Origin of the sequence: Burkholderia sp. WSM2232, assembly GCF_000472545.1 — a bacterium.
Lineage (GTDB): Bacteria > Pseudomonadota > Gammaproteobacteria > Burkholderiales > Burkholderiaceae > Paraburkholderia.
Genome location: NZ_AWZV01000011.1, coordinates 186,462 through 211,556, shown reverse-complemented (window position 1 = coordinate 211,556; position 25,095 = coordinate 186,462). Strand labels below are relative to the sequence as shown.

The window sequence follows — 25,095 nt, the reverse complement described above, 5'->3', positions numbered from 1 at the left end:
CGTCTATGCGGCCGCCCAGCATCGGCTCGGCCCGCGCGGTGTTGCCGCTGCGCACAGCTTGGTGCAGGCACGAAAAGCGGCATCCCATCTGTCGGTTATCGGGCAAGCATGAGTGGGACTTGAGCAAAGCCGGGTAATCCACTAAAAAGCTTGCATGAGATGAAGGCTGTAGAGGCGAATCGCGGCTGCAACCGCCACAATTTGCGCTTGCCGCGGCAAGCCGCCCCCGCGTTCACTGAGGCCACGAAGGTGGTGGCGCGGCAGCGCGGCAGCATGACGAGCCATCATGGTTGCTTTGTCATCGTTTGCAAGCGGCACGCAACGTAGCAAAGACCTGTCTGTTCCACGATTTGGGCAGGCACCGGCTCTGTTACCCTAGCGCTTTAATTGACGCGTCCCTTTGGCGGCGCTTTTCCCTCTCCGCGCGTCAAGGCCGCGCTTGCCCGAACCCAACATAATGGTCACGCGTCGTCCGAACCTCATCATTGCGATCAGTGGCGTGCTGGCCAGCGCAATACTCGCCATCGCTGTGTGGGTCCTCGCGCAAATGCACGACGACGCGCTGCGCCGCGCGCAAGACTCCGTCTTCAATGTCTCGCTGCTGATAGAGCGCGACGTGTCGCGCAATCTTGAGATCTACGATCTGTCGATACGTACGGTGATCCAGGGCTTGAAGCAGCCGGGCGTGGCGCAACTGGACCCCGCGCTGCGCCAGATGGTGCTGTTCGACGGCTCGGCAACCGCGAAAGACATGGGCTCGATCCTCGTGATCGACGAGACCGGCTATATCAGGTTCGATTCGCAGGCCGTGCCGCCGCGCCACGTCTATCTCGGCGATCGCGACTATTTCAAGGTTCATCGCGACTCGCCCAACGTCGGGCTCTATGTCAGTCACCCGTTCATGCCGCGCGCGACGGGCACCGACACGAGCATCGGCCTGAGCCGGCGCATCACCAAGGCGGACGGCAGCTTCGGCGGCGTGGTGGTGGGCACCATGCGCCTCAAATATTTCCGCAGTCTCTTTGAAGGGATGAACCTCGGCGCGGGAGGGTCCATGGCGCTGATGTTGAGCGACGGCACGATGCTGATGCGCCGACCGTACGATCCGAAGACCATCGGCATCAACCTGACGGGCACGGCCAACTATTCGCGCTTCGTCGAGCAGCCGAGCGGCGACTTCTTCGGCACGGCGGCAATCGACGGCGTCGAGCGCTGGTATGCGTTCCGCCATATCGACATGTATCCGCTGATTCTCGACGTGGCGCTTTCCACGCGCGACATCTATGTGGGCTGGCGGCGGCGGGCGTGGATCATCGGCTCGCTGATCGGCGCGCTCGACCTCACGCTGATCGCGCTGGCCGTGCTGTTCGCGCAGCAGATGCGAGGGCGTCTGCTCGCGGAAGAAGAGTTGCGCGTGCTGGCGCGCACGGACGGTCTCACGGGCGTGGACAACCGCCGCACCTTTGAGGAGGCAGTCGAGAACGAATGTCGCCGCGCGCAGCGCCACGGCGGCCCGCTCTCCCTATTGCTGATCGACGTGGACAATTTCAAGGGTTTCAACGACCTGTACGGCCACTCGGCCGGCGACGACGCGCTCATCACGGTGGCGCGATGCATCGCGCGCAACGTGCAGCGCTCGGGCGACACGATGGCGCGCTACGGCGGCGAGGAGTTTGCCGTCCTCCTGCCCGACACGGACCAGGACGGCGCACGCTCGCTAGCCGAGACCATCCGCGCATCCGTGGAGGCGCTCGCCCTCAGCCACGTGGCCAGCTCGCACCATGTGTTGACCGTGAGTATCGGCGTCGCGACCATGCCGGGCGAGGCGCTCATCACCAGCCGCCGGCTGGTCGACGCGGCGGACCAAGCCCTGTACGCGGCGAAAGATGCCGGCCGTAACCGCGTGTTCACATACGGTTCTAGCGCGCCGGCGGAGCATGACGGCGGCATGGTCCGTCGTGAGCCGGCAACTCGTTCAATTTAACCCGGGTAATATGTTGTGCGTTAATTTAATCCGGGTATAATTCGACGACTTCTTGAACCCGGAGTTTGTCGTGACTACGCATCCCCGCACCTGCAGTGCCTTTGAAGGTCATCGTCTGATCGCGTCGGGCGAGTTCGCGCTGGTGGCTCTCGCCGTGAAGAAAGTGCTCGAACGCGGCGAACAGGCACCCGTCCTCGTTTTCGACGACGCCAGCGCGGCTCCCGTCGAATTCGATCTGCGTGGCACCGAGCAGGAAATCGTCGCGCGCCTGAATTCCGCGCAGACCGAATCAAGCCGCGACGCAAGCAACGAAGCGCAAGCCGCCGATGCATCGGAAGCCGCCGTCGCGCCACGCGGTCGCGGGCGGCCGAAGCTCGGGGTGGTCGCGCGCGAAGTGACGCTGTTGCCGCGTCATTGGGACTGGTTGAACGGACAGCCGGGCGGCGCGTCGGTGGCGCTGCGCAAGCTGGTCGAGACCGCGCGCGCGGCGGGCGAGCATCTCGACCGCAAACGCGCGGCGCAGGAGGCGGTGTATCGCTTCATGACGGCGCTGGCCGGCAATCTCCCCGATTACGAGGAAGCGACCCGCGCGCTTTATGCAGGTGACAGGCCGCGCTTCGAAGAGAAGGTCGCGCAATGGCCCGAAGATGTGCGCGCCTACACGGTGCGGCTCGCAGCAAACGCGTTCCCGGCTCACAACTGAATCGCGGCTCAGCCGGCCGGAGATGTTGGACCCAAGACCCGCGCATCCAGCGCGCAGGCGAAAAAAAACCGCTCACACTCGGCGAGCGTGAGCGGAAAGTCGGAGAGTTACAACAACATCGCATGCGCTGCCTGAGGTCAGCGCAGCGGGAGAAGTCTAAGAGCCGAATCTCTGGTCTCCTATCGGACGAATCTCAAAGCGGGGTAAATGAGGCGAGCCGCGCGACGACGTTAACCGCGAGGCCATGTTAACCGCCAGATTCCGGAACTCACGCTAATCACGCCGGCGCGAGGCGCCTTGCGCGGCACTTCCCACCGCGCTCCCAACCCGCACCCACGCGATTTTGCCCGCGCTTGCCACCTCCAATCGCACTCCGTACACTCGCGCGTGATTCCGTCCGGCGCTGCTTTTGCGCGCCGTCGTCCACGAAAAACGCCGAATAGAGGAGAACCCCCGCGATGGCCGATTCCTATTTCCCCCGCTGGCGCGTGCAGCCAGACGCCGTCGAGGGGCGCATCGTCGGTACTGACGAACGCCTCGCCTGGCCGCAGATGTTCGCGATGGGCATTCAGCACGTCGTCGCCATGTTCGGCTCGACGGTGCTTGCGCCGTTGCTGATGGGCTTCGATCCCAACCTGTGCATCTTCATGTCGGGCATCGGCACGCTGCTGTTCTTCGTGCTGGTGGGCGGCCGTGTGCCGAGCTATCTTGGCTCGAGCTTCGCGTTCATCGGTCTCGTGATCGCGGTCACCGGCTACGGCGGCCACGGCCCGAACATGAACATTCCGGTTGCGTTGGGCGGGATCATCGCGTGCGGCGTGGTGTACGCGATCATCGGACTCATCGTGTCGGCGGTCGGCACGCGCTGGATCGAAACGTTGATGCCGCCTGTCGTGACCGGCGCGATTGTCTGCGTGATCGGTCTGAACCTCGCGCCTATTGCAGTGCGCGGCGTGAGCGGCAGCAACTTCGATTCGTGGATGGCGCTCGTCACCGTGCTGTGCGTCGGCGCAGTCGCGGTGTTCGCGCGCGGCATGCTGCAGCGTCTCCTCATTCTGGTCGGCCTGCTGATGGCGTACGTGATCTACGCAATCGTGACCAACGGCCTCGGCATGGGAAAGCCGATCGACTTTTCGATCGTGGCAAACGCCGCGTGGTTCGGCATGCCGCACTTCACCGCGCCGGTGTTCAACGTGCAGGCCATGACGCTGCTCGCACCGATCGCGGTGATTCTCGTCGCCGAAAACCTTGGGCATATCAAGGCCGTGAGCGCGATGACGGGGCAGAACCTCGACCGCTACATCGGCCGCGCATTTCTCGGCGACGGACTCGCCACAGTGGTGTCCGGCTTCGCGGGCGGCACGGGTGTGACGACCTACGCCGAGAACATCGGCGTGATGGCGGTCACCAAAATCTATTCGACGCTGGTGTTCGTAATCGCCGCGTTGATCGCGCTCGTGCTGGGCTTCTCGCCCAAGTTCGGCGCAGTGATCCAGACCATTCCGGGCCCGGTGCTGGGCGGCGTTTCAATCGTCGTGTTCGGGCTGATCGCGGTCACGGGCGCACGCATCTGGGTCGTCAACAAAGTGGATTTCTCGGACAACCGCAATCTGATCGTGGCCGCGGTCACGCTCGTGCTCGGCGCCGGCGACTTCTCGCTGAAACTCGGCGGCTTCGGTCTTGGCGGCATCGGCACCGCGACTTTCGGCGCGATCATTCTTTACGCGCTTTTGCGAAGAAAGCCGGCACAAGGGCCGGTGGCCTGAACCTTTGCGCGGCGGCGGCGCGCGTTGCAGAACAGCGTCGTCACCGCCAGCGCGTTTGAACCCAGCGTCACTTTCTGCGCGCGGTCAGCGCCGACTCCGACAGATCCACTTCGTTCATGAGCTTGTTGAACGTCTCGTCGTTGATGGCCCCACTGCTGCGCAGCCTGAGCAGTACCTGACGCTCAGCGCGCATCGCGGAAAGCTTCATGCGAAATTCCAGTGCCTCGGCGCGCCGCGCCATCTCGCGCGGCTCCTGCTCTTCGCCAAGCGCCGTCAGCCGGCGGCGATAAATGTCCATGACTCGGGCGGTGACGTCGGCCGCGTACGCCGAGGCGGATTCGTCAAGATTCGCGCACGCCTTGTCGTGCACGTCGTCCACCGCGCGGATCGCCGCCTGGGCCGCCATTGTGCGTGCCAGCGCTTCTTCCGCCGCGTGCGGGTCCTTGCCGCGGCGCCATCCGCGCAACAGCAACGGCAGTGCGATCACGCCTATCACGAGCGAGAGCAGAATCACGCCGGACGCAATGAAGATCGCGAGATCGCGCCCAGGCAATTCCGCGCCGCCGGGCAAGGTTTCGGGTAGCGACAACACGCCCGCGAGCGTCACTGCACCGCGCACGCCCGCAACGGTTGTCACCGCCACGGTGCGCAGGCCGGGCACGGCATTCACGACGCCATGCCGCACCGCGCCGCGGCTTGCAAACCAGCGCAGCAGCCAGACCCACACGAAGCGCAGCGCATAGAGCGCCGCCCCGACGGCCGCGATGTAGCCGATCAGCCGCCCCACTTGCGCGTCGCTAGTGTGGTGCGCCTCGAGCAGCGCGCGGCCAAGAATGTGCGGGAACTGCAAGCCCAGCAGAATGAACACCATGCCGTTGAAGACGAACTCGATCATCATCCACGTACTGCTTGCCCGCAGGCGCGACGCGACGGGTCCGGATGTCGCGAGTGTCGTGTAGTTCATCATCATGCCGGCCGCGACTGCCGCGAGAATTCCCGAGAGTTCAAAGCGCTCGGCAATCAGGTAGGCGGCGAACGGAATCAGCAATGTCATGACGACGCCGGGCGCAGGGTCGCCTTCTTCGGCAAGATTGAGAAAGCGCACCGACACGAAGCTGAACAGCCAGCTTACCGCCGCGCCCGTTGCCAGGCCGCCGGCCGCAATGATCACGAAGCTGATCGAGGCGTCGCGCAGTGAAAACACGCCGGTCATTGCGGCGGCAATTGCGAACTTGAGCGCGACGAGGCCCGAGGCGTCGTTCATCAACGCCTCGCCTTCCAGAATGTGCATCAGCCTGCCCGGCACCTTGCCCTTGCCGGCGATGCCGGAGAGCGCGACCGCATCGGTCGGCGACAACACGGCGGCGAGGGCGAACGCGACCGGCAGCGGCATGGAGGGCACGAGCGCGTGCACGAAGTACCCGACAGCGAGCACCGTCATGAACACGAGTCCGAGCGCGAGCATCAGGATCGAGCGCCGCGCCATGAAAAATTCGCGTTTCGGGATGCGCCATCCGTCGGCAAAGAGCAGCGGCGGAATGAACAGCAACATGAAGATTTCCGGATCGAACGTGACATGCAGGCCGAGCCTCGGCCATGCGAGCATCGCGCCCATGGCGATCTGCACCAGCGGCAAGGGCAGGGGCAGCAAGCGCGTCACGACCCCGGAGGCCGCCACGGCAAGCATGAGGATCAATACGGTAAAGACGATTTCCATCGGTACAGGACTTCTTGCGGATGGCGACGATGCGCCCAGGATTGCGCCGGGCAGAACGGAGCGGGGTGTGACGCGCTCCGGCGCGAGTAGCCCGAAACATGAATAACGAAGGCGAAGCCGGGCGGCGAAGCTGCAAATAAAGCGCGCAGGCAACTGATGCAACTGATGCCCGCAGTGCAGACCGCGAGTTTAGCTTGGGATCGCGCGGCGTGCAGTAAAGCCGCCGCTCGGGCCGCGTGTGAGCGAGCGGCGGAAGCGGCGGCGCTCGCTGCACCCACACGGTGCGCACGCGCCCCCCGGTGGCGCACAGGCCGTATCGCCGGTGCACTCTTTCACGCGAGTCACATCGCTATGTGCGCAAGCGTGCGCATGGAGCTTGCTTAAGCGATACCGATGACGCACATTTTGGAGCATTGGCACCGTGGGCCGTTCGCATCCGCGTCCGGACCGGCCCGGCTCTCGCGTGAGAGGATTGCATGACGATTGCGCAACAGGAAAGAACGGCCACCGCGCCTCACGGCTTCGACGTCGAAATGACGTCGGGTCTCGAACGTTTTTCGGTGCAGCACGGCGAGCTGACGCTGACGAGCGTATTCCAACCCATCTTCAGCCTGTCGCATATGCGGGCGGTCGGTTATGAAGGCCTGCTGCGCGCGCACGACATGCTCGACCGGCCGGTCTCGCCGCTCGACGTGTTCGGCGAGGCGGCGCGCGTGGGCGACGTCCTGCACCTGGACCGGCTCGCGCAGACGCTGCATCTGGAAAACTTCAAGGTGCTCGGCGCTGAGCGCGAGTGGCTGTTTCTCAACGTGCATCCGGGCGCGCTTACCGATCCGTATCTGTCCGCTGCGTTGCTCGCCACGCTCAAGCGCCTCGGCTTGCCGCCACGGCGTATCGTGCTGGAGGTGCTCGAGCAGCGCGCCGAAGACCTCGAGCGTCTCGCGGATGCCGTGCGTCAATTCCGCGAGCGCGGCTTCCTGATCGCGCTCGACGACTTCGGCGCCGGACATTCGAACGTCGAGCGCATCTGGCAACTGAATCCGGATATCGTCAAGCTCGACCGCATCATGCTGTCGCACGCCGCGCATCGCGCCGACATGGCGACGATCCTGCCGGGCCTCGTCGCATTGCTGCACGAGGCGGGCAAGCTGGTGCTGATAGAAGGCGTGGAAACCGAGCATGAAGCGCAGATGGCGCTCGCCTGCAACGCCGACTTCGTGCAGGGCTTTTTCTTTGGCCGCCCGAGTCCTGGCGCGGCCGATGCGACTCATGCCGCCACCTGCATCGGCGAGCTCACCGAGCGGTATCGCGACCAGACCGAAGCGCGGGAGCGCCGCAACGCAAGCCGCCTCGCGCCGTATCTGCGCGCCTTTGAACGCGCGGCCGAGAGGCTCGCTGCGGGCGAGCCGCTCGACGAAGTCTGCTGGAATTTTCTCGCGCTCGACCACGCCGCGCGCTGCTTTCTGCTCGATTCGAAAGGGCGGCAGGCAGGCCGCAACGTCGTGCTGCGCGCCGACCGCGCGGCGCACGAAACACGCTTCTTGCCGCTTGCGGACGCGCAAGGCGCGAACTGGCTGCGCCGCCCGTACTTTCGCGATGCAATCAACGCGCCCGAGCGCGTGCACGTGACGCGCCCGTATCTGTCGATCAACGAGGCGCTGCCGTGCGTGACGTTGTCGGTCGCCACGCGCGTCGGCGAGAAGACGTGCGTGCTGTGCGGCGACATAGACTGGCTGGACGACGAGCGTATCTGAGATCATGTCGTTTTTAACGACACCCTGTTGCGCTCATGCCCGTTCTGCTCGAAGTCATTGCCACCACTGTTGCTGACGCGCGGCTCGCCGCGCAGGCGGGCGCCGACCGTCTTGAGCTCGTCACCGCGATGGGCGAGGGCGGTCTCACACCAAGCATCGGCCTGATCGAAGCCGTGGTCGAGGCGGTCAGCATTCCTGTGAATGTGATTGTGCGTCCTCACAGCCGTTCGTTCGTCTACGATGCTGACGATCACGCCGTCATGGTGCGCGACATACGGGCCGTCAAGGCCGCCGGAGCGAACGGCGTGGTGATCGGCACGCTCAACGCCGACGGCGGGATAGAGCGCGATCAGCTCGCGCGCGCGATCGACGCGGCAGATGGTCTTGCCGTGACCTTCCATCGCGCGTTCGACGAAGTGCGTGATCAGCGCAAAGCGCTGGACGTGCTGCTCGGTTTCAATGCGGTGACGAATGTGCTGACCTCGGGCGCGAGGGCTTCGGTGCTGGATGCAGAAGCGACGATTCGCGAACTGGTGCGCCACGCGTCGGGCTCGCATTGCACGGTGCTGGCGGGCGCGGGTCTGACAGTCGATGCGGTGGCAGGCTTCGTGAGCCGGACCCAGGTCGAGGCCGTGCATTTCGGATCGGGCGTGCGTGTGGGCGGCAACGGCCTCGCGCCCATCGACATGGACAAGCTCGCACGCGTGAGGGCGTTGCTGGACGAACAATCGGGCATTCCGCGGGCGCAATAGACGCGGAGGCGTGGGCGAACAACAAGCCGCCTTGTGTTGACGCACGAAGCGGCTTTGTTCGGGGCGCGGTCACGCGCTGCGCGGCACTCAGCACGCAGCACTCAGCACGCAGCACTCAGCACTCAGCACGCGTCGCGCGCCACGCACGCAGGAACAGGCGAGACGTATGCCGCAAGACGCACGCGGGAAACGCGAGACGCACGCCGCGAGACGTAGGCCGTGCGCCGTACGCCGCAACACGTACGCCGCACGTCGCACGCCGTGAGACGCGAGACGCAAGCCGCAAGCCGCGCATCCCACCCACAACCCGCGCTTACTTTGCCACCACCACCGGAATACCGCGCAACTGCCCCGCGCCTTTCACTTCTTCCAGCGACTTCTTCACCGATACCCCCGTCGCCGCTTCGATTCCGAGCCGTGCGGCGAGATCGCGCTCGCTGCGCTTCACAGCCGCGAGATTCGCGAGCTTCACATGACCATAGCCGCGCACGCGGGCATGCAGATCGGCGAGCTTCGCGACGTCTTCCAGATTGCCGGCGTCCAGCTTCGCGAGCGCGCGCTGCAACGTGGCCTCATAGTCGCCGGCGAGTTCGCGCTCCATCTTGCGCTCCAGCGTGCGGCCGAACGGATCGAGCAGGGTGCCACGCAGCCCGCGCACTTTCGCGAGTCCGCCGAGCACCGGCCACATCCATTGACCGAAGGTTTTCTTGGCCGGACGCGCACCGTCATGCGCGCGCGCAAGCGTCGGCGGTGCGAGATTGAATTTGATGCCGAAGTCTTTGCCGGCCACGCCTTCGAACTGCGCCTCGAGTGCTTCGCGGAACGCCGTATCCGTATGCAGGCGCGCCACTTCGTATTCGTCCTTTACCGCGAGCAGACGATAGAACGTCGTGGCCACCGCCCGCGTCACGCGTTCGCTGCGGGCATCGACGGCATGTTCGGCGCGGCGCGCCGCCTCGACCAGCGCACGATAACGCTTCACATATTGCGCGCCGCCGTAGGTTTGCAGACGGCCTTCGCGATGCGCGATCAACTCATCGAGCGTATCGACATGCACGCTCTCTTTCGCCGCATGCCGCGCCTGCCACAGCGATTCGAGCGCCGCAGGATCTGCGGCCGCAAGGCGGCCAATCGAGAACGCCAGTTGGTTCATCTGCACTGCGACGTTGTTCAGTTCGATTGCGCGCATCAGCGCGCCGAACGACACCGGCACGAGACCGAGCTGCCACGCGAAACCCAACATCAGGATGTTGGCGCCGATCGTGTCGCCGAGAAAACGCGTGGCGAGCGCCTGGGCGTCGCAGGTCGACAGACGCTCAGCGCCCGCGGCGTGCCGCATCTTGTCGATCAGCGCGTCCGCGTGCAGCGTCGCGTCCGGGTTTGTCACGAACGTCGCGTTCGGAATCGCATGCGTGTTGACCACAATGCGCGTGCGGCCGTGACGTACAGTCTGCAACGCATCGGCGCTCGCGCCGACCACCATGTCGCAGGCGAGCAGCACGTCGGCTTGCTGTGTGTCGATCCGAACCTGGTTGAGCCACTCGTCCCGTGCGGCGAAGCGCACGAACGACAGCACCGAGCCGCCCTTTTGCGCAAAGCCCATGAAGTCGAGCACCGAGGCGCTCTTGCCTTCCAGATGCGCGGCCATGCTGATCAACGCGCCCACCGTCACCACGCCGGTGCCGCCTACACCCGTCACCAGAATGTCGTACGGCGCGGCGTCGAGGTGCGTCGCGGGCAGCTGCAATGCGTTGACGCGCTCAGTCAGCGCCTGCGGGTCGAACGCGACGCCCGCGGCTTTCTTCAGCTTGCCGCCTTCCACCGTCACGAAGCTCGGGCAGAAGCCGTTCACGCACGAGTAGTCCTTGTTGCATGACGACTGGTCGATGCGGCGCTTTCTTCCCAGCACCGTTTCAACCGGCTCGACCGACAAACAGTTGGACTGCACGCCGCAATCGCCACAGCCTTCGCACACTTCCTCGTTGATGAAGATGCGCTTGTCCGGATCGGGGAATTCGCCTTTCTTGCGGCGCCGCCGCTTTTCGGCTGCACAGGTCTGGTCGTAGATGAGCACCGTCACGCCGTCGGTGTCGCGCAACTCGCGTTGCACCGTGTCTAGTTCGCTGCGGTGATGGAACGTGGTGCCCTTCGGAAAGAGACCGTGATGACCGTCGTATTTTTCCGGCTCGTCGCTGACCACGACAAAGCGCGATACGCCTTCCGCTTCCACCTGACGCGCGATCTGCGGCACGGAGATGCTGCCGTCCACCGGCTGGCCGCCGGTCATCGCGACGGCATCGTTATAGAGAATCTTATAGGTGATCGTTGCCTTCGCGGCCACCGCCTGGCGGATCGCGAGAATGCCTGAATGGAAGTACGTGCCGTCGCCGAGGTTCTGGAACACATGGCGCGTTTTCGTGAACATCCAATGCGAAGCCCAGTCCACGCCTTCACCGCCCATCTGGATGAGGCCGGTCGTGTCGCGCTCCATCCACGAAGCCATGAAGTGACAGCCAATGCCCGCCTGCGCAATCGACCCTTCAGGCACTTTCGTCGACGTGTTGTGCGGGCAGCCGGAGCAGAAGTACGGCGTGCGCTTCACGCTGTCGGCGGCATTCGAAAGGATTTGCGGCGCGACGAGATCGACCACGCGTTCGCGGCGATCGAGCGCGGGCTTATGCTTTGCGAGCCATTCGGCGAACACCGGCAGAATGCGCGAAGGCCGCAGTTCTCCGAGCGACGAGAGCAGCATGCTGCCGTCTTGCGCATGCTTGCCGATTACCGCGGGCCGCGCGTCTTGCGGGCGGTTGTAGAGATAGTCCTTGATCTGCTGTTCGATCACCGGGCCTTTCTCCTCGATCACGAGCACTTCCGACAGGCCCGCGACAAAGGTGTCGATGCGCGTCATTTCGAGCGGAAACGACAAGCCGACCTTGTAGATGCGCACGCCCGCTGCGTCGAGATCCGCGACCGTCAGATCGAGGCGGCGCAGCGTTTCCATCAGATCGAGATGCGCCTTGCCGCAGGTGACGATACCCACGTTCGCATGCGGACTCGGCGCGATCCATTTGTCGATGCTATTGGTCTTCGCGAAGTGGCGCACCGCGTCGAGCTTTGCGTGCATCCGCGATTCGATGGTGAGGCTCGGCAGGTCGGGCCAGCGGTTGTGCAGCCCGCCCGCCGGCGCGGTGAAATCGTGCGGCGCGGTCCATTCGGTGTGCAGCGCGTCGAGGTCCACGGTCGAACCGGACTCGACGGTTTCGGAGATCGCCTTGTAACCCACCCACGCGCCCGAAAAGCGCGACAGCGCCCAGCCGTACAGCCCGAACTCGAGCATGTCGGCGATATTCGACGGATTCACGACCGGCATGTGCCAGGCCATCATCGCGAAGTCGCTCTGATGCGGCATCGACGAGGACACGCAGCCATGATCGTCGCCGGCCACCACCAGCACCCCGCCGTGCGGCGACGAACCGTACGCATTGCCGTGCTTGAGCGCGTCGCCCGCGCGGTCGACGCCCGGGCCCTTGCCGTACCACATCGCGAATACGCCTTCGACAGTGCGTTCGGGGTCCGCTTCCACGCGCTGCGTGCCGAGCACCGCCGTACCGCCGAGTTCTTCGTTGATCGCGGGCAGAAAGCGAATGTCGCTCGCGGAAAGCAGCGTCTTCGCCTTCCACAACTGCTGATCGACCATGCCGAGCGGCGAGCCGCGATAGCCGCTGATGAAACCGGCGGTGTTCATGCCGCGCGCCTTGTCGAGCGCGCGCTGCATGAGCGCAAGGCGCACCAGCGCCTGCGTGCCGGTCAGGAAGATGCGGCCCCGAGTTGCGGTGAGATTGTCGGACAGCTTGTAGTCGGCGAGAGCGGGCGTGCCGTCGATGGGCAGGCGAGCGGTCATGGGTGAGTCTCCGTAATTTGCATTCGCGCGCGAGAAGGAACCGCCAAGGTCGCGCAGCGAAAGAGACTCTATTTTTTAGCGCCGATTGGAGTGGATTTTTTCTAGTTTTCGGCGGCGTGGGCGAATGGACGCGAAGAGCGACGCGTTTTCACGTCCTTTTGAGATAGATATGCCACGGCCACGCTGTTTACGGGTATGCCCTGGTGTCCGGCAGACGCTGTCGAGCGCGCCTGTGGGGGCCGCTCGCCGCTCGCCGCTTACCGCCTATGCAGCCTTCATGAGCGAACCGCTGTTGTCAGCGGCGCTTCGTCGAGCGGCACGATCTCGTGGAAGTGCGCATAGTCGATGTGGCTCACGCCGTCCCGCTCGCTCATGATGTCGACGAAACGGTGGTGCCAGAAGATCTGGTCGCACGGCCACATGTGGCGAGCCTGCATGGTTTGCGAGGTGGATTCGTCGACGCCTTCCAGCGTGAGCAGGAGCGAAGTATCGTGCGCTTTCAGCGTCTGCGCGGTTTCGCCGAAGAGCGGACTGTCTTCGTCTATCACGTGCATGACAGTCCAGCCCAGCTTGAACACCGGATGCTGATCGCGCACGAGTGTCAGGTCATGCAGACGGCGCAACGTGTAGCCTTCGGCGGTCGTTTCACGACGCAGCATGCGCAGGCGCGCGTGCGCTTCGGCGATGACGTTCTGACGGCCGTTGGCCGCGCGCACCATCAGCGTCATGCGGCCGTCGAGCGGCCGGATCACCGCGTGGCGCGCAAACATGATCTTGGCATGCGGACGCGAGAAGCGCGCGAAAATGAGGCCGGTCGCGAGCGCAATGCCCGACATCCCCACGAAGATTTCGAGCGTCGCGATCCAATGCGCGTAGACCGTTTGCGGATGCATGTCGCCATAACCTACGGTGGCGAGCGTTTCGACACTGAAGAAAAAAGCGCCGCCGAAACCGGGTGGATACTGATTCGCAATGGATGCGTCGCCGAGCATGTAAAGCGCGGCAAAGCTCGTGTTGAGCAACACGAACAGCACGGCGAGCGAAACGAAAAACGTCGGCCAGCGAACGGTCAGCGCGCGGTGATACAGGTCCTGCCAGAACCGCATCGGCATGCCGTGCGCGACTACCACCTGATCGTCGGGATGCAGTTCGCGGCTGCCGCGCGAGCGGCGCTTTTGCGCGCTGCTTTCAGCGTCGCCGATACCGGGAAAACGGTCGGTCGGTTCGGTAGCCATCGCGTGCTCATCGAATGGAAACGGCGAGAGCGTAGCACGGCGGCCTCGTCGCCGAACGCCGCTGCGGCTCGTGCGATGGAACCTGCGCGCCGTGCTTTAAGGGAAGGCGCGCGGCTTCGGAATGCCCGCGCCATGTTCAATGTCGTCGACGGCCTGCTGATGTGCCGCGGCGATGGCTTGCGTTGCGTCGCCGTAACCCTCGTCGCCGCCGACGGTGGTCCACGGCTTGACCGCTTTCTCGCGATGGCGAATTTCGTATTCGGCGTCCCAGCGCGTGCCGCTGAGTTCGATGGGGCGGACGTGAATCGAGTACACGCCGTAGAGGAACAGCTCTTCAGCCATGATCGCCTCCAACCATTGCGTTCAGGCGGCGCGGCGCGAAGCACCCGTGCGGCACGTGCGCGGCGCCAGTCTGCCTACAGTTCGATTTCCCCGAGTATGCGATGAGCGAGCGCCTTCGCTTCTTCCAGTGCCTCGGCTGGCGTGGACGAGGTCGCCTCGACTTCGTAGACGGTGGTCTCCTGGTCTTCGCTTGCCTCGCCTTCGTCGCGTGCTAGCGTGACCACGCCTTGCCAGGTGTCGCGATCGAGTTCCCGCACCGACGCGGTGGCCGTGTAGATGCCTTTGGTGTAGGTGATGTCCTCCATGGCGTCGCTCCTTGCTCCAAAGGTTACGGTGTTTTCATGCTAGCACGGCGATTGAGCGTCGGCAGAAGGACGGTGAAGTGGTAACCGGAATGCCAACCGAAGTACGCACCGAAGTCAGCATCTCAACGGCCAACCGGAACGCAAGCTGAAGTGCGAATGTACGCGGCAGGCGCGCGTCGAGCGCATACGAGGCCGCGCTCGACGCCACGATAAAGCGCCAGCGTTACAACAGCGCGACGACCTCGTCGAGCGACGGCGCATGCGCGCCGGCATGCCGGCAGGCCGCCGCGCCGGCCGCCAGCGCAAATGCCAGGTGCTCAGGCCACGCGCGCTGCGGCGCGCTCATCAGACTGAACAGCAGGCCGCCGATGGAGGCGTCGCCTGCCCCCACGGTATCGACCACCTCGACGCGCGGCGGCCGCGCCTCGGTCGTCGTCGCACCGTCGATCAGCAAAGCCGTTTCCGGCCCGCGCGTGACCAGAATCGTCGCGGCGGGGTTCATCGAGCGCAGCTGCGCCAGGGCGTTCGCTTCGTCGTCCGTCCTGAAGAGCAGGCGCAGGTCCTCGTCCGATACCTTGATGAGGTCGGCGAGCGCGGCCATCTTGCGCAGCGTGGGTTCGTAGCCGTGTTCCATCAGGTTGCGGTAGTTCGGATCGAAACTGATCTTCACGCCCTGCGAACGCAGCTTTGCTGCCAACGCGGCGAGCGTGTCGCCAAGCGGTTGACGCACGAGGCTGATGCAGCCGAAGTGCGCCCACTTCACCTGCTCCATCCAGCCGGCCGGCAGACGTGCCGGATCGAACGCGAGATCCGCGCCGTTCTCGCCCATGAAAAAGTAAGCCGGCGGATGCGTGCGATGAACGATTGCCAGCAAAGGCGGGCGCTCGACGCGCTGCATGAAGCGCATGTCGAGGCCGGCTGCGACGCTCGCGTCCCACAGCTCGTCGGAGAAATTGTCGACGCCCAGCGAGCCCGCGCACGCGGTCGGCAGGCCGAGCCGCGCCACGCAGCGCGCGACGTTCCAGCCGGCGCCGCCCGGACGCGACAGCCATTGCGAGGCGCCGGTGCGCACGAGATCGGTGAGTATGTCGCCAGCCGAAACGAAGACGGGCAGTTCGTTGTTTGCGCTCATGGTGGTCATTTTGCGTGCTCCGCGGAAACAGCCGCGGCGGTCGCGCCGTCGGGCAGCGCATGCGCGAGCACCTCGTAGCATGCGCCCATGGTGTGATAGTCGGTCTTGCCGGCCGGGCTTTTTTCGTCGCTGTATTTGCGGTTGTCGCAGGTAAGAATGCGATACCACGCGCCGTATTTGTGGTCGACGAAATGTGTCCAGCTATAGCGCCAGATCTCGTCGTACCAGTCCCAGAAACGTTCGTTGCCGGTGCGTTTGCCAAGCAGCGCGGCGGTCGCGAACGTCTCGGCCTGCACCCAGAAGTATTTGTCGTGATCGCACACGGTGCCGTCCGGGCCGAAACCGTAGTAAAGGCCGCCGTGGTCTTCGTCCCACGCGTGGGCCATCGCGGCGTCGAACAGTTCGATCGCACGCGGCAAGAGCCACGGCAGCGGACGGTAGCGCTCGAGAATCAGCAGCAGCTTTGCCCATTCCGTTTGATGCCCCGGCTGAAAGCCCCACGGACGGAAAATATTCGAGCTGTCTTCCTCGTTGTAGTGCCAATCCACCGACCAGTCCGCGTGAAAGTGCTCCCACACGAGCCCTTGCGACAGCTTCGCCTGACGCAGCGTGATGTTCGACGCGACACGCTCGGCCCGATCCAGATAGACAAGGTGGCCAGTCGCCTCGTGCGCGGCAAGGAGCGCCTCGGTGGTGTGCATGTTGGCGTTCTGCCCGCGGTACGAGCTTACGCGCCATTCGGGCGACGCCTCGTCGGCATAGAGGCCGGCAGCGGCGTCCCAGAAGCGGTGCTCCATCAGTTCGAAGGTCGCGCCGATCATCGGCTTCGCTTCCTCGATGCCGGCCATCGCCGCATGCGAATACGCGAGCAGCACGAAGGCGAGGCCGTAGCAGTGGCGCGTGCCGTCGAGCGTGCGCTTCCTGCCGTCGCGCCATTCGATCTCCCAGTCGTAGCCCTCGTGCTGCGCGTCCCAATGGGCGTCGCGCAAAAAGCGCAGACCGTGGCGCGCGTACTCCAGATGCCTCGCGTCGCCGAACTGGCGATACGCCATCGCGTAGTTGAACACGTAGCGGCAACTGCTCACCAGGTGCCGGGTGGTGCGGTTGTAGACGGAGCCGTCGTCGCGGAAAAAGTGGAAGAAGCCGCCGCTCGGATCGAGCACGTTGGGCGCGTAAAAGCGCAGCGTGTCCTCGATATGCGAGAGCAGAAACTCGCGGCTGCGAAAACTGGCGACGGGTGGCACGGCAGGCGCGCCGTTGGCGGAGTGAGACGTGGCGGATTGCGTCATGGCGTTTTTACCAAAGTACTGGCACGGGCAATGAGATGAACGGGCAAGCGGACTTCCGTTTCGGCGGGCGCCTCTTCGAGCAGCAATTCGACGCCGCGCCGGCCGAGCGCTTCCTTGTCGACAGAAATGGTGGACAGCGGCGGCGTGGCGTGCGCGGCGGCCGGAATGTCGTCGAAGCCGATGATGGCGATCTCCTCGGGCACGCGCACGCCGCGCGCGAAGCAGGCGCGCAGCGCCGCGAGCGCGGCGGCGTCGTTGTAGGCGAACACCGCGTCCGGGCGCGGGCCGGGCGCGTCGAGCAACTGCTGCATTGCGCGGGCGGCGCCCGTGTCCGGGTCGAGACCGGCGTCGATGGTCACTTCGAGCGACGGGTCGAACAGCAGCCCCGCTTCGAAAAACGCACGCCGGTAGCCGAGCGCGCGCTGCGCGATGCTGAAATGCGCGAGCGATCCGCCAATGAACGCGACCCGCTTGCGTCCCTGTTCGAACAGATGCCGCATGGCCAGCGCGGCGCCCGCGGCGTTGTCCAGATTCACCGAGCGCAGCCCGGGCGCCCACAGGTCGATCAGCACGAGCGGGCGCTGCATCTCCACAAGCGTGGCCAGGGTTTCCGGCTCGACGAAGCCGGCAATGGCGACGGCGTCGGGCGCGTGCAGACGCATCTGCTGGATCACGTCTTCAGTCGGGCCGGCGGTCAGCACGGAAGGCACAATGCCGCGCTCGCGGCACGCGTCTTCCACGCCATGCAGCACATGCGAGAAGAACGGGCTAACGGCGAAATTGTTGTGCTGCCGGTGCAGCAGGAAGGTCAGCCGGCGGATGCGCGGACGCAATTGCGCGGCGTCGTAGCCGAGTTCGCGCGCGGCCTCGACCACGCGCACGCGGGTTGCCTCCGAAAGGCCGGGCTGGTTCTTGAGGGCGCGGGAGACGGTGCCGATCGACACGCTCGCCGCGCGCGCAACGTCGCGGATGGTAATCGCCATCGAAGCAGGCGGCCGGGGAAGGGCGACCGCGCGATGTTTGGGTCCGGCGATTGTATAGTAAAACGATGTGAAAGCCGCTCGAAAAAAGCGCGCTGTGCTTCGGTAAATACCCGTAGGTACAGGGTATTTATGATTTTCTGTTGTTTAGTAAAATTCACTAAACATGCGTTGCCACGGGCCCTTGCGGAAGTCTTGCCCGCGGTTTTTCAGTCGACGGTCACGGCTCTTTCGGGCTGTCCGCGCAGCAAAGCCGCGCTTTCCTGCGCGTCGATCAGCACGAAGCCGCTCGCCTCCAGCTTTGCTCGCCGCTTCGCGAGCGCCGCGACCGTAGCCACCTCCTCGCTGTTATACAGCGGCGCGCCGTCGGCGGAATTCGGTTCGACGCGCACGCAGCCGATTGCCATCGTCACGAAGCCGAAGAAGGTCGGATTACCGCGCCGGTCCTCGCCGTGGATGCCGCCGGCCAGACGGTCCGCCGGCGCGTAAAAGCGCTGCGCGCCTTCGTTGAAAACATGGATCGCGCGCAGCACGCGCTCGCGCCAGTCGTCGCTCTGGAACAGGATCAGGAAGTCGTCGCCGCCCACGTGACCGAGAAAATCGCGCATCGGGTCGCACACGTCGGCGAGCACGGCGGCGGCGAACTTCAGCACTTCGTCGCCTTGCCAGTAGCCGTACTGGTCGTTGAAGGGCTTGAAGTGGTTCAGGTCCACGTAGCACGCGTAAAAACCGGCGTGATTGCCGACCAGTCGCGCAATGTGAGAACTGATCGGAATGTTGCCGGGCAGGAAGGTAAGCGGGTTCGCGTAGCGCGCCGCTTCGATCCGCACTTCGGTCACTGCGCGCACCAGGTTTTCGCCGGTGCCGAGCCCCGCGTACTTGCCGTTTTCGGTGATTACGAAGCCATCGGCGAGATAACGCTGATCGTCGCTGGCGAGGAGCTTGGCCATCTGCTCCACGGTCATGGATTTTTCGATCACGACCGGCGACGCGTTCGCGAACAGCAGGCACGGCCGCTTGCCGAACAGCTCCCGGTGATACGGCAGCGCGTAGCGGTCCATGAAGCTGCGGCGGTTGATGAGCGCGATGGGCTCGTCGTGCTCGACCACCGCCACCGCGTGCAGGTCGGGCAGACGGTTGAAGAGTTCGAGCACGTCGTTATTGGTGGCGTGGCGCGGCAGCGCGGGCGCGTGCACGAGCATCTTTTCCGACGCCATGCCGCCCGATGGCGAGGCCGCACTGAGCGTGCGCGTCGCCTCCGGAAACACGGCGATGTGACCGGCGCGCAGCGCGTCGCGGGCGTCGTCGGTGACCTTGCGCGCGGGCTGCGCATTCGGGCGTCCGAAGAAAAACCCTTGCCCGCAGCCGATTCCCATGTCGCGCACGACGATCAGATCCGCTTCTTTCTCGATGCCTTCGGCGACGAGCCGGGCGCCGCTCGCGCTCGCGAAGTGCTGCATCGCGCGCACGGCTTCGAACTTGAGCGGGTCGCAGGCAATGTCGTGAATGAAGAAGCGGTCGATCTTCACGACATCCGGTTGCAGCCGCACCCACAGATTCATGCTGGCGTTCGCGGTGCCGTAGTCGTCGAGCGCGAACTGCGCGCCTGCGGTGCGCAGAGAGGCGATGACGGGCAGGAATCCGCCCACGTCAGGAATCGTGCTTTGCTCCGTCAACTCGATCACGAGGCGCTCCGGGTCGAGGCCGCGCTGGCGCAACAGTGCGAGCGTGCCCTCGGGCGCCTCGGCCAGACGCCGAAGCGCGCCCGCGCTGAAATTGAGAAATAGCTTGCCGTCGTAGCCGAGCCGCGCGAACGCTTCGATGCAGGCGCGCGCAGCGGCCTGTTCGAGCTCAATCGTGCAGCCTTCGGCGAGCGCCTGCGAAAAGAGCGCGAAGGGCGCCTCGAGCGACGTACCCGCGGGACCGCGAATCAGACCTTCGTAGCCGAGAATCGCGCCGCCGTCGAAGTCGACGATGGGCTGGAACACGGCGGACAGCTCACGCCGGGCAATCAACTCCTCGATGCGCGGCGCGGCGGACCGGGAGGGCGAGCTAAGTTGCATGGCAGGTAGGCGTAGCGATGGACCTTCGGCTTAACGACCTGCCCTGCGGACAATTAAGTGAACTTTTGATGAAGCGTTGCACCGACCCGGTGCGTGCAAGACGCATCCAGGACTTTTAGAGAAGCCGCCTATGCCATCCGGCTGAGGCGACAACCACGGCGTTTGCGCGTGAAATAACAAAAAGCCGCGCATTGGCGGCTTTTCGAAAAACGACGCTCAGGGAGGGCGCTTATGAATGTCCTATTTGCATTGCACGCGTACTCAACGGCGGGCGACGGCTGCGGCCGCCCGCTCGCGCGAAGCGGCGCGGGTCTCCCCGCTCAGGTCGCGAGCGCCCCAGCGCTGCGCGAGCGCGGCGCACACCATCAACTGGATCTGGTGGAACAGCATGAGCGGCAGGACGACCGCGCCTACCGCCTGAGAGGCGAAGATCACCTTGGCCATGGGCACGCCGGCAGCGAGACTTTTCTTCGAACCGCAGAAGATGATGGTGATCTGGTCCGCGCGGGAAAAGCCGAGCCGCTTGCTCACCACAATCGTGACAGCCAGCGCCAGCGCGAGCAGCACCACGCTGATGAGCAGCACGCCGCCCAGCGCGGAGAGCGGAATCTGATGCCACAGGCCTTCGGTAACCGATTCGCTGAAGGCGCCGTACACCACCAGCAGGATCGAGCCCTGGTCGACGAACTTCAGCACGCCGCGGTGCCGCTCGATCCATTTGCCGATCAGCGGGCGCAACAGTTGCCCGGCCACGAACGGCACCAGCAGTTGCAGCACGATATTGCCCACGGTGTGCCAGGGCGAACTGCCGCCCGCGGCCTGGTTGGTCACGAGCACGCTGACGAGCGCGGGTGTGACAAAGATGCCGAGCAGGCTGGAAGCCGACGCGCTGCAAACGGCAGCCGGCACGTTGCCTTTGGCAATGGAGGTGAACGCGATAGAGGACTGAACCGTAGACGGCAGCGTGCAGAGGAAGAGGATCCCGCCATAGAGCGCCGGCGTGACAAGTGGCGAAAGGAGCGGTTTAAGCGCGAGGCCGAGCAGCGGAAACAGCGCGAACGTGCTGAGCAGTACGACTATATGCAGACGCCAGTGCGTCGCGCCCGCAACAATCGCTTCCCGCGAAAGCTTCGCGCCGTGTAGGAAAAACAGCAGGCCGACCGCCACGTTCGTCACCCAGTCGAACCCCACGGCGGCCTGCCCGCGCACCGGCAACAGGCTGGCGAGTGCCACGGTGCCGAGGAGGCACAGAGTGAAGTTGTCGGGAAGCAGTTTCGGGCGGGCCATGTCTATTTCTCGAAATCGGTAATGCGGGACTGTACGCAAGGCGCGTGCGCGAAGCGTGCCGTATCCGGGTCAGGGAAAACCAGCATTGTCGTGCCAAAGCGATTGAAGAGGCAAATTCATTTGATGACTCGATTGATGAGCTTGCCGCATTCGTGTCGCGCGGCCATGAGCAGGGGCCCGGCATTGCGGGCCTTTGCGGGTGGTCTGGGTGTAATTCGACGGGCGGGCGTGGCTGGCTCTCCGATGAAGGTCGTGCTTTTAGTGTTACCGATTTGGCACGCGTTACGCGAACTAACGCGCGCCGAAATCAACGCCATCGGTCGGTTTGTGCAAGGGTTATGTCGTAGAAAAAACGTCGCAGTAACAAGGTGTTACAACAGCGGGTGAGGTCTAACACTTTTTGGCTCGACACCCTCTGCTGGCAACCATAAATTAGCCGTTCAAAGGCCGTCGGGAATGCCCCGCGCCGCGGCATCGTCGCAGCGTCCGCGCCAGTCCCTCAACAAGCCCGCCGCAGCTCGAACGGCGCGCTTCAGGCAAGTCTTCGGGCATGTGAGTCACTGGTGGACGGGTTGTCGATAACGAAGCACTGGCCGTGGAGCGCGCTGATTATCGCGTTGTGCTCGTTCGCCTACGCGAAGGGGCCGGGCACACCGCACGGCGGCGCCAGGTTCGGTGTGGACGCCTACGGCCACGGTAACTACGTCAACCGCGATGTGGGCCGCGGCTTCGCCCACCCGAGCGCAGCAGCGTCCAACATTCGCCGGGTTGCAGGCCCGGGCTCCTATCCCGGCGAAGGCCGCGGAGGCATACCCTACCCTGGCGTGATCACGCCAGTCAGCGCAGAGTCGCGGCCCGGGCAGCGAGCGCAGTCCAATGCGCCGGTTCGCTCCGGCTCCATCCGGGCCGATGTCGCGCGCTACAACGAAGAGCGCAGTTCGATCCGCGCCATTCAGCGCCAGGCCGACGACGGCCGCCCACCCGAAGGTTCCCCTTACCGCAACTAGAGGCGCACCTCGCCGCCTCCTTTCGCGTCTTGGCCGCGCATGGCGTCTGCCCGTGCCCGCCGATGCGACAGCACGTCAGTTTGCTCGTGATGCGTGTGGCTGCGTAGCCTTTCGATTGGCTTTACTCCGGCATTACGTCCAGATTCTCCGAAGCAAAACGTCGAAGATCTCGTCCTCGAATTGACGTTTCGACGCCACACATTTTTGAAAACACTCGGCAGCAAGCCGCCTCCCGTCGTCAAATCTTGGCGTTTATGCGGCGGCGCGTCATCGGCATGTCATCTGAAGCGTGATCAGCGGCTGGCGCGGCGCGCGGGCCGCTGGGCGTGAGCCGGTCGCGGGCCGCCGGCAACCGTGAGAGCCGCATCTGAAGCTTCATTAGCAGGCCGATAAGCGACAAAACTAATCAGACCGATATACCCGCAATAACCAGCCATATTTTTGTTTATAAAAATGGTCCGCAAAGATGGTCCCGCCCAGATTGGCTCGACGATCACACGGATAACAACATTGGTCCGCGCGAGCTCGCCCTTTCGCACAGCCACACCTTTTGACAAAGACTGGAGAATCCATGAAAACAAACATCAGCCGTGCGCTGAACACAACCTTGAAGGTCACCGCGTGCGCGGCTTTGCTGGCCGGCGCATCGTCTGCTTTTGCGCAATCGAGCGTGCAGTTGTACGGCCAGGTCGACGAATGGGTCGGCGCGCAGAAATTCCCGGGCGGCAAGACAGCCGTGCAGGTTTCCGGCGGCGGGATGTCCACGTCGTACTGGGGCTTGAAAGGCGCTGAGGACCTGGGCAACGGCTATAAGGCGATCTTCACGCTGGAAGGCTTTTTCCGCGCGCAGAACGGCCAGTACGGCCGCTTCACCGGCGACACGACGTTCTCGCGCAATGCGTACGTCGGGGTTGAATCGCCGTACGGCACGGTCACGGCCGGACGCCTGACCACGCATCTGTTCGTGTCGACGATTCTGTTCAATCCGTTCATCGACTCGTACGTCTTTTCGCCGATGGTCTACCACGTCTATCTCGGCCTTGGCACGTTCCCGACGTATTCGACTGATCAGGGCGTGACGGGCGACTCCGGCTGGAACAACGCGGTGCAGTATCAGTCGCCGAACTTCAACGGCCTGTCGGCGAGCGCCATGTACGCGCTTGGCAACACCACGCAGAACGGCGCGAAGAAATGGAGCGGTCAGGTACTGTATTTCCACGGCCCGTTCGCGGCGACCGCGGTCTACCAGTATGTGAATTTCAACAACACCCCGGGCGACCTCGGCAGCTTCGATTCGTCGGGCGTGCCGGGCCTGAAGGCGCAAAGCGTCGCGCAACTCGGCGTTTCGTACGACCTCAAGTACGTGAAGCTGTTCGGCCAGTACATGTACACGCACAACGACCAGACGCTGACGAGCTGGCACGTGAACACCGCGCAAGGCGGCGTGTCGGTGCCGTTCGGTCCCGGCACGGTCATGGCCTCGTATGCGTACTCGCGCGACGGCGGCGGTTTCGACCAGACACGCCAGACCGCTGCCGTCGGCTACGACTATCCGCTCTCCAAGCGCACAGATATTTACGCGGCGTACCTGTACGACCACATCAGCAATCAGTCGAGCGGCAACACGTACGGTGTGGGCCTGCGCGCGAAGTTCTAGGCGTCGTCGTTCTCTCCGCCCCGGCGAACACAGCGCGCGGCCCCTGCTGTGCGCTGTCTCGGACCGCAGGCGTCAAAAGCCCGCTTCCTCTGGAACGCGGGCTTTTGTTTTTCCGGCTCGCGCCATATGGGCCTTTACTCACTCGCTCTTGATAAAGCGGGCAAAATGACGCCGATTGATTCCTTGAGCGAGCGATTCGGATGGACACCCTCGTCAGCATGAAAGTGTTCCGGCAGGTGGTCGAAGTGGGCAGCTTCGTCGGCGCTGCCGAGCGCATGGAAATGTCCGCGGCAATGGCGAGCAAGCATGTGATGCATCTCGAGCAGCAGCTCGGCGCGCGTTTGCTCAATCGCACGACGCGCCGCGTGGCGCCCACCGAGGCCGGGCGCGAATACTACGAGCGCCTGAGTCAGGTGCTCACGGAACTCGAGGAAGCCGAGCAGGTGGTCGGTGCGGCGAGCGTGGTGCCGCAAGGGCGCTTACGGGTCTCCTCGCTCTCGGCGTTCGGCTTGAGCCACGTGATGGCGGCCGTCGCCGATTACGCCGCGCAGTATCCGCAGGTCACCGTCGACATCACCTTGTCGGACCGTGTGGTGGAGCTGATCGACGAAGGCTTCGATGTCGCGATCCGCGCTTCGCCTAGCGGGATGAAGTCGTCGTCGCTGATCGCGCGGCCCATTGCGATGGCGCACCTGGTGCTCTGCGCGTCGCCCGCTTATCTGCGCCGGCGCGGCGTACCCAAGACCGCCGCCGACCTCGCGCGTCACAACTTTCTGCAATACGCGGGCGTGTCCCCGCTCGACGTCATGCAGAGCACCGGCGAGGCTGCGCGCGTGCGGCTGTCCGGCAATCTGATCGTGAACCATCTGGAGGCGCAGCGCGTGATGGTGCTGCACGGCGGGGGCATCGCGCTGCTGGGCACCGAGGTGATCGGCGCCGACCTGGCCGAAGGGCGCCTCGTGCCGCTGCTCGTCGACGAAATGCCGCCGCGCGAGTTGCCGATTCACGTCGTCTACGCAAGCCGCCGCCATTTGTCCGCGAAGGTTCGCTCATTCGTGGATTTTCTGGCTGAGCGCTTCGCAAATGAATCGCTGTGGCCGTCGCTCGAACAGATCAGGGCGCTGGCCGACACGCCGTTGCTTCGCTGACTGGGGCGAGGCGGCTCGTTGCTGGGCTCGCTGCTTGATTCGCTAAGCGGCTCGCGCAAAGTGGTTGCTGAGC

The 25,095-nt window shown here is 64.5% G+C and carries 18 protein-coding genes; 8 read left to right on the top strand and 10 right to left on the bottom strand.

Annotation, left to right across the window (positions count from 1 at the left end; translation table 11 throughout):
* The first annotated feature begins 457 nt into the window (after window positions 1-457).
* From F757_RS0112215 to F757_RS0112205, 3 genes are all read left to right on the top strand, one after another.
* Window positions 458-1,984, top strand: coding sequence for a sensor domain-containing diguanylate cyclase (locus F757_RS0112215; RefSeq protein ID WP_027211640.1), 1,527 nt, complete (start codon window positions 458-460; stop codon window positions 1,982-1,984).
* Window positions 1,985-2,054: 70 nt separating this feature from the next.
* Window positions 2,055-2,687: a DUF2239 family protein gene (locus tag F757_RS0112210; protein ID WP_027211639.1), complete on the top strand. Its 633-nt coding sequence runs from the start codon at window positions 2,055-2,057 to the stop codon at window positions 2,685-2,687.
* Between the two features lie 458 nt (window positions 2,688-3,145).
* A complete protein-coding gene (locus F757_RS0112205) occupies window positions 3,146-4,453 on the top strand; it encodes a solute carrier family 23 protein (protein ID WP_027211638.1) in 1,308 nt (435 codons plus the stop codon).
* A 67-nt stretch (window positions 4,454-4,520) separates the two neighbouring features.
* On the opposite strand, the gene F757_RS0112200 is transcribed toward F757_RS0112205, so the two are convergent.
* Window positions 4,521-6,170, bottom strand: a complete 1,650-nt coding sequence (locus F757_RS0112200; protein WP_027211637.1) for a Na+/H+ antiporter — start codon at window positions 6,168-6,170, stop codon at window positions 4,521-4,523.
* 476 nt (window positions 6,171-6,646) lie between these two features.
* On the opposite strand from F757_RS0112200, the gene F757_RS0112195 reads away from it, so the two are divergent.
* On the top strand, window positions 6,647-7,924 hold the full coding sequence (locus F757_RS0112195) for a sensor domain-containing phosphodiesterase (protein ID WP_027211636.1): 1,278 nt from the start codon (window positions 6,647-6,649) through the stop codon (window positions 7,922-7,924).
* A gap of 35 nt (window positions 7,925-7,959) precedes the next feature.
* Window positions 7,960-8,676 carry a copper homeostasis protein CutC gene (locus F757_RS0112190; protein ID WP_027211635.1) on the top strand — a complete coding sequence of 239 codons (717 nt, stop codon included), beginning with the start codon at window positions 7,960-7,962 and terminating at the stop codon, window positions 8,674-8,676.
* Between the two features lie 313 nt (window positions 8,677-8,989).
* Here the strand turns inward: F757_RS0112190 and F757_RS0112185 are convergent, their stop codons facing one another.
* From F757_RS0112185 to F757_RS0112145, 9 genes are all read right to left on the bottom strand, one after another.
* Window positions 8,990-12,577, bottom strand: coding sequence for an indolepyruvate ferredoxin oxidoreductase family protein (locus F757_RS0112185; RefSeq protein ID WP_027211634.1), 3,588 nt, complete (start codon window positions 12,575-12,577; stop codon window positions 8,990-8,992).
* Window positions 12,578-12,852: 275 nt separating this feature from the next.
* Complete coding sequence (locus F757_RS0112180; protein WP_027211633.1) at window positions 12,853-13,812, bottom strand: ion channel; 960 nt, start codon at window positions 13,810-13,812, stop codon at window positions 12,853-12,855.
* Between the two features lie 96 nt (window positions 13,813-13,908).
* Window positions 13,909-14,154, bottom strand: coding sequence for a hypothetical protein (locus tag F757_RS0112175; RefSeq protein ID WP_027211632.1), 246 nt, complete (start codon window positions 14,152-14,154; stop codon window positions 13,909-13,911).
* A 74-nt stretch (window positions 14,155-14,228) separates the two neighbouring features.
* Window positions 14,229-14,459: a hypothetical protein gene (locus F757_RS0112170; RefSeq protein WP_027211631.1), complete on the bottom strand. Its 231-nt coding sequence runs from the start codon at window positions 14,457-14,459 to the stop codon at window positions 14,229-14,231.
* 223 nt (window positions 14,460-14,682) lie between these two features.
* On the bottom strand, window positions 14,683-15,600 hold the full coding sequence (locus F757_RS0112165; RefSeq protein WP_027211630.1) for a PfkB family carbohydrate kinase: 918 nt from the start codon (window positions 15,598-15,600) through the stop codon (window positions 14,683-14,685).
* A complete protein-coding gene (locus F757_RS0112160) occupies window positions 15,597-16,880 on the bottom strand; it encodes an AGE family epimerase/isomerase (protein ID WP_027211629.1) in 1,284 nt (427 codons plus the stop codon). The genes F757_RS0112165 and F757_RS0112160 overlap by 4 nt, the downstream gene beginning before the upstream one ends.
* A complete protein-coding gene (locus tag F757_RS0112155) occupies window positions 16,877-17,863 on the bottom strand; it encodes a LacI family DNA-binding transcriptional regulator (protein WP_027211628.1) in 987 nt (328 codons plus the stop codon). Before F757_RS0112155 ends, F757_RS0112160 begins: the two co-directional genes overlap by 4 nt.
* Before the next feature lie 206 nt (window positions 17,864-18,069).
* Entirely contained in the window at window positions 18,070-19,923 is a 1,854-nt protein-coding gene (locus F757_RS0112150; protein WP_027211627.1) for an EAL domain-containing protein, read from the bottom strand.
* Window positions 19,924-20,184: 261 nt separating this feature from the next.
* Entirely contained in the window at window positions 20,185-21,210 is a 1,026-nt protein-coding gene (locus F757_RS0112145; protein WP_027211626.1) for a bile acid:sodium symporter family protein, read from the bottom strand.
* Between the two features lie 563 nt (window positions 21,211-21,773).
* Here F757_RS0112145 and F757_RS0112140 point away from each other — a divergent pair.
* The 3 genes from F757_RS0112140 (at window position 21,774) to F757_RS0112125 (ending at window position 25,022) form a co-directional block, all read left to right on the top strand.
* Window positions 21,774-22,217 (top strand): hypothetical protein, encoded by a 444-nt coding sequence (locus tag F757_RS0112140; RefSeq protein ID WP_027211625.1) that lies wholly within the window; start codon window positions 21,774-21,776, stop codon window positions 22,215-22,217.
* Between the two features lie 571 nt (window positions 22,218-22,788).
* Window positions 22,789-23,874 (top strand): porin, encoded by a 1,086-nt coding sequence (locus F757_RS0112130; protein ID WP_027211624.1) that lies wholly within the window; start codon window positions 22,789-22,791, stop codon window positions 23,872-23,874.
* A gap of 200 nt (window positions 23,875-24,074) precedes the next feature.
* Window positions 24,075-25,022 carry a LysR family transcriptional regulator gene (locus F757_RS0112125; RefSeq protein ID WP_027211623.1) on the top strand — a complete coding sequence of 316 codons (948 nt, stop codon included), beginning with the start codon at window positions 24,075-24,077 and terminating at the stop codon, window positions 25,020-25,022.
* Window positions 25,023-25,095 lie beyond the last annotated feature (73 nt).

Bases quoted from the DNA above. Each gene is read 5' to 3' on its own strand.
- F757_RS0112215 (WP_027211640.1), top strand. From the start codon at position 458: ATGGTCACGCGTCGTCCGAACCTCATCATTGCGATCAGTGGCGTGCTG.
- F757_RS0112205 (WP_027211638.1), top strand. From the start codon at position 3,146: ATGGCCGATTCCTATTTCCCCCGCTGGCGCGTGCAGCCAGACGCCGTC.
- F757_RS0112200 (WP_027211637.1), bottom strand. From the start codon at position 6,170: ATGGAAATCGTCTTTACCGTATTGATCCTCATGCTTGCCGTGGCGGCC.
- F757_RS0112195 (WP_027211636.1), top strand. From the start codon at position 6,647: ATGACGATTGCGCAACAGGAAAGAACGGCCACCGCGCCTCACGGCTTC.
- F757_RS0112190 (WP_027211635.1), top strand. From the start codon at position 7,960: ATGCCCGTTCTGCTCGAAGTCATTGCCACCACTGTTGCTGACGCGCGG.
- F757_RS0112185 (WP_027211634.1), bottom strand. From the start codon at position 12,577: ATGACCGCTCGCCTGCCCATCGACGGCACGCCCGCTCTCGCCGACTAC.
- F757_RS0112180 (WP_027211633.1), bottom strand. From the start codon at position 13,812: ATGGCTACCGAACCGACCGACCGTTTTCCCGGTATCGGCGACGCTGAA.
- F757_RS0112175 (WP_027211632.1), bottom strand. From the start codon at position 14,154: ATGGCTGAAGAGCTGTTCCTCTACGGCGTGTACTCGATTCACGTCCGC.
- F757_RS0112170 (WP_027211631.1), bottom strand. From the start codon at position 14,459: ATGGAGGACATCACCTACACCAAAGGCATCTACACGGCCACCGCGTCG.
- F757_RS0112165 (WP_027211630.1), bottom strand. From the start codon at position 15,600: ATGACCACCATGAGCGCAAACAACGAACTGCCCGTCTTCGTTTCGGCT.
- F757_RS0112160 (WP_027211629.1), bottom strand. From the start codon at position 16,880: ATGACGCAATCCGCCACGTCTCACTCCGCCAACGGCGCGCCTGCCGTG.
- F757_RS0112155 (WP_027211628.1), bottom strand. From the start codon at position 17,863: ATGGCGATTACCATCCGCGACGTTGCGCGCGCGGCGAGCGTGTCGATC.
- F757_RS0112150 (WP_027211627.1), bottom strand. From the start codon at position 19,923: ATGCAACTTAGCTCGCCCTCCCGGTCCGCCGCGCCGCGCATCGAGGAG.
- F757_RS0112145 (WP_027211626.1), bottom strand. From the start codon at position 21,210: ATGGCCCGCCCGAAACTGCTTCCCGACAACTTCACTCTGTGCCTCCTC.
- F757_RS0112130 (WP_027211624.1), top strand. From the start codon at position 22,789: ATGAAAACAAACATCAGCCGTGCGCTGAACACAACCTTGAAGGTCACC.
- F757_RS0112125 (WP_027211623.1), top strand. From the start codon at position 24,075: ATGGACACCCTCGTCAGCATGAAAGTGTTCCGGCAGGTGGTCGAAGTG.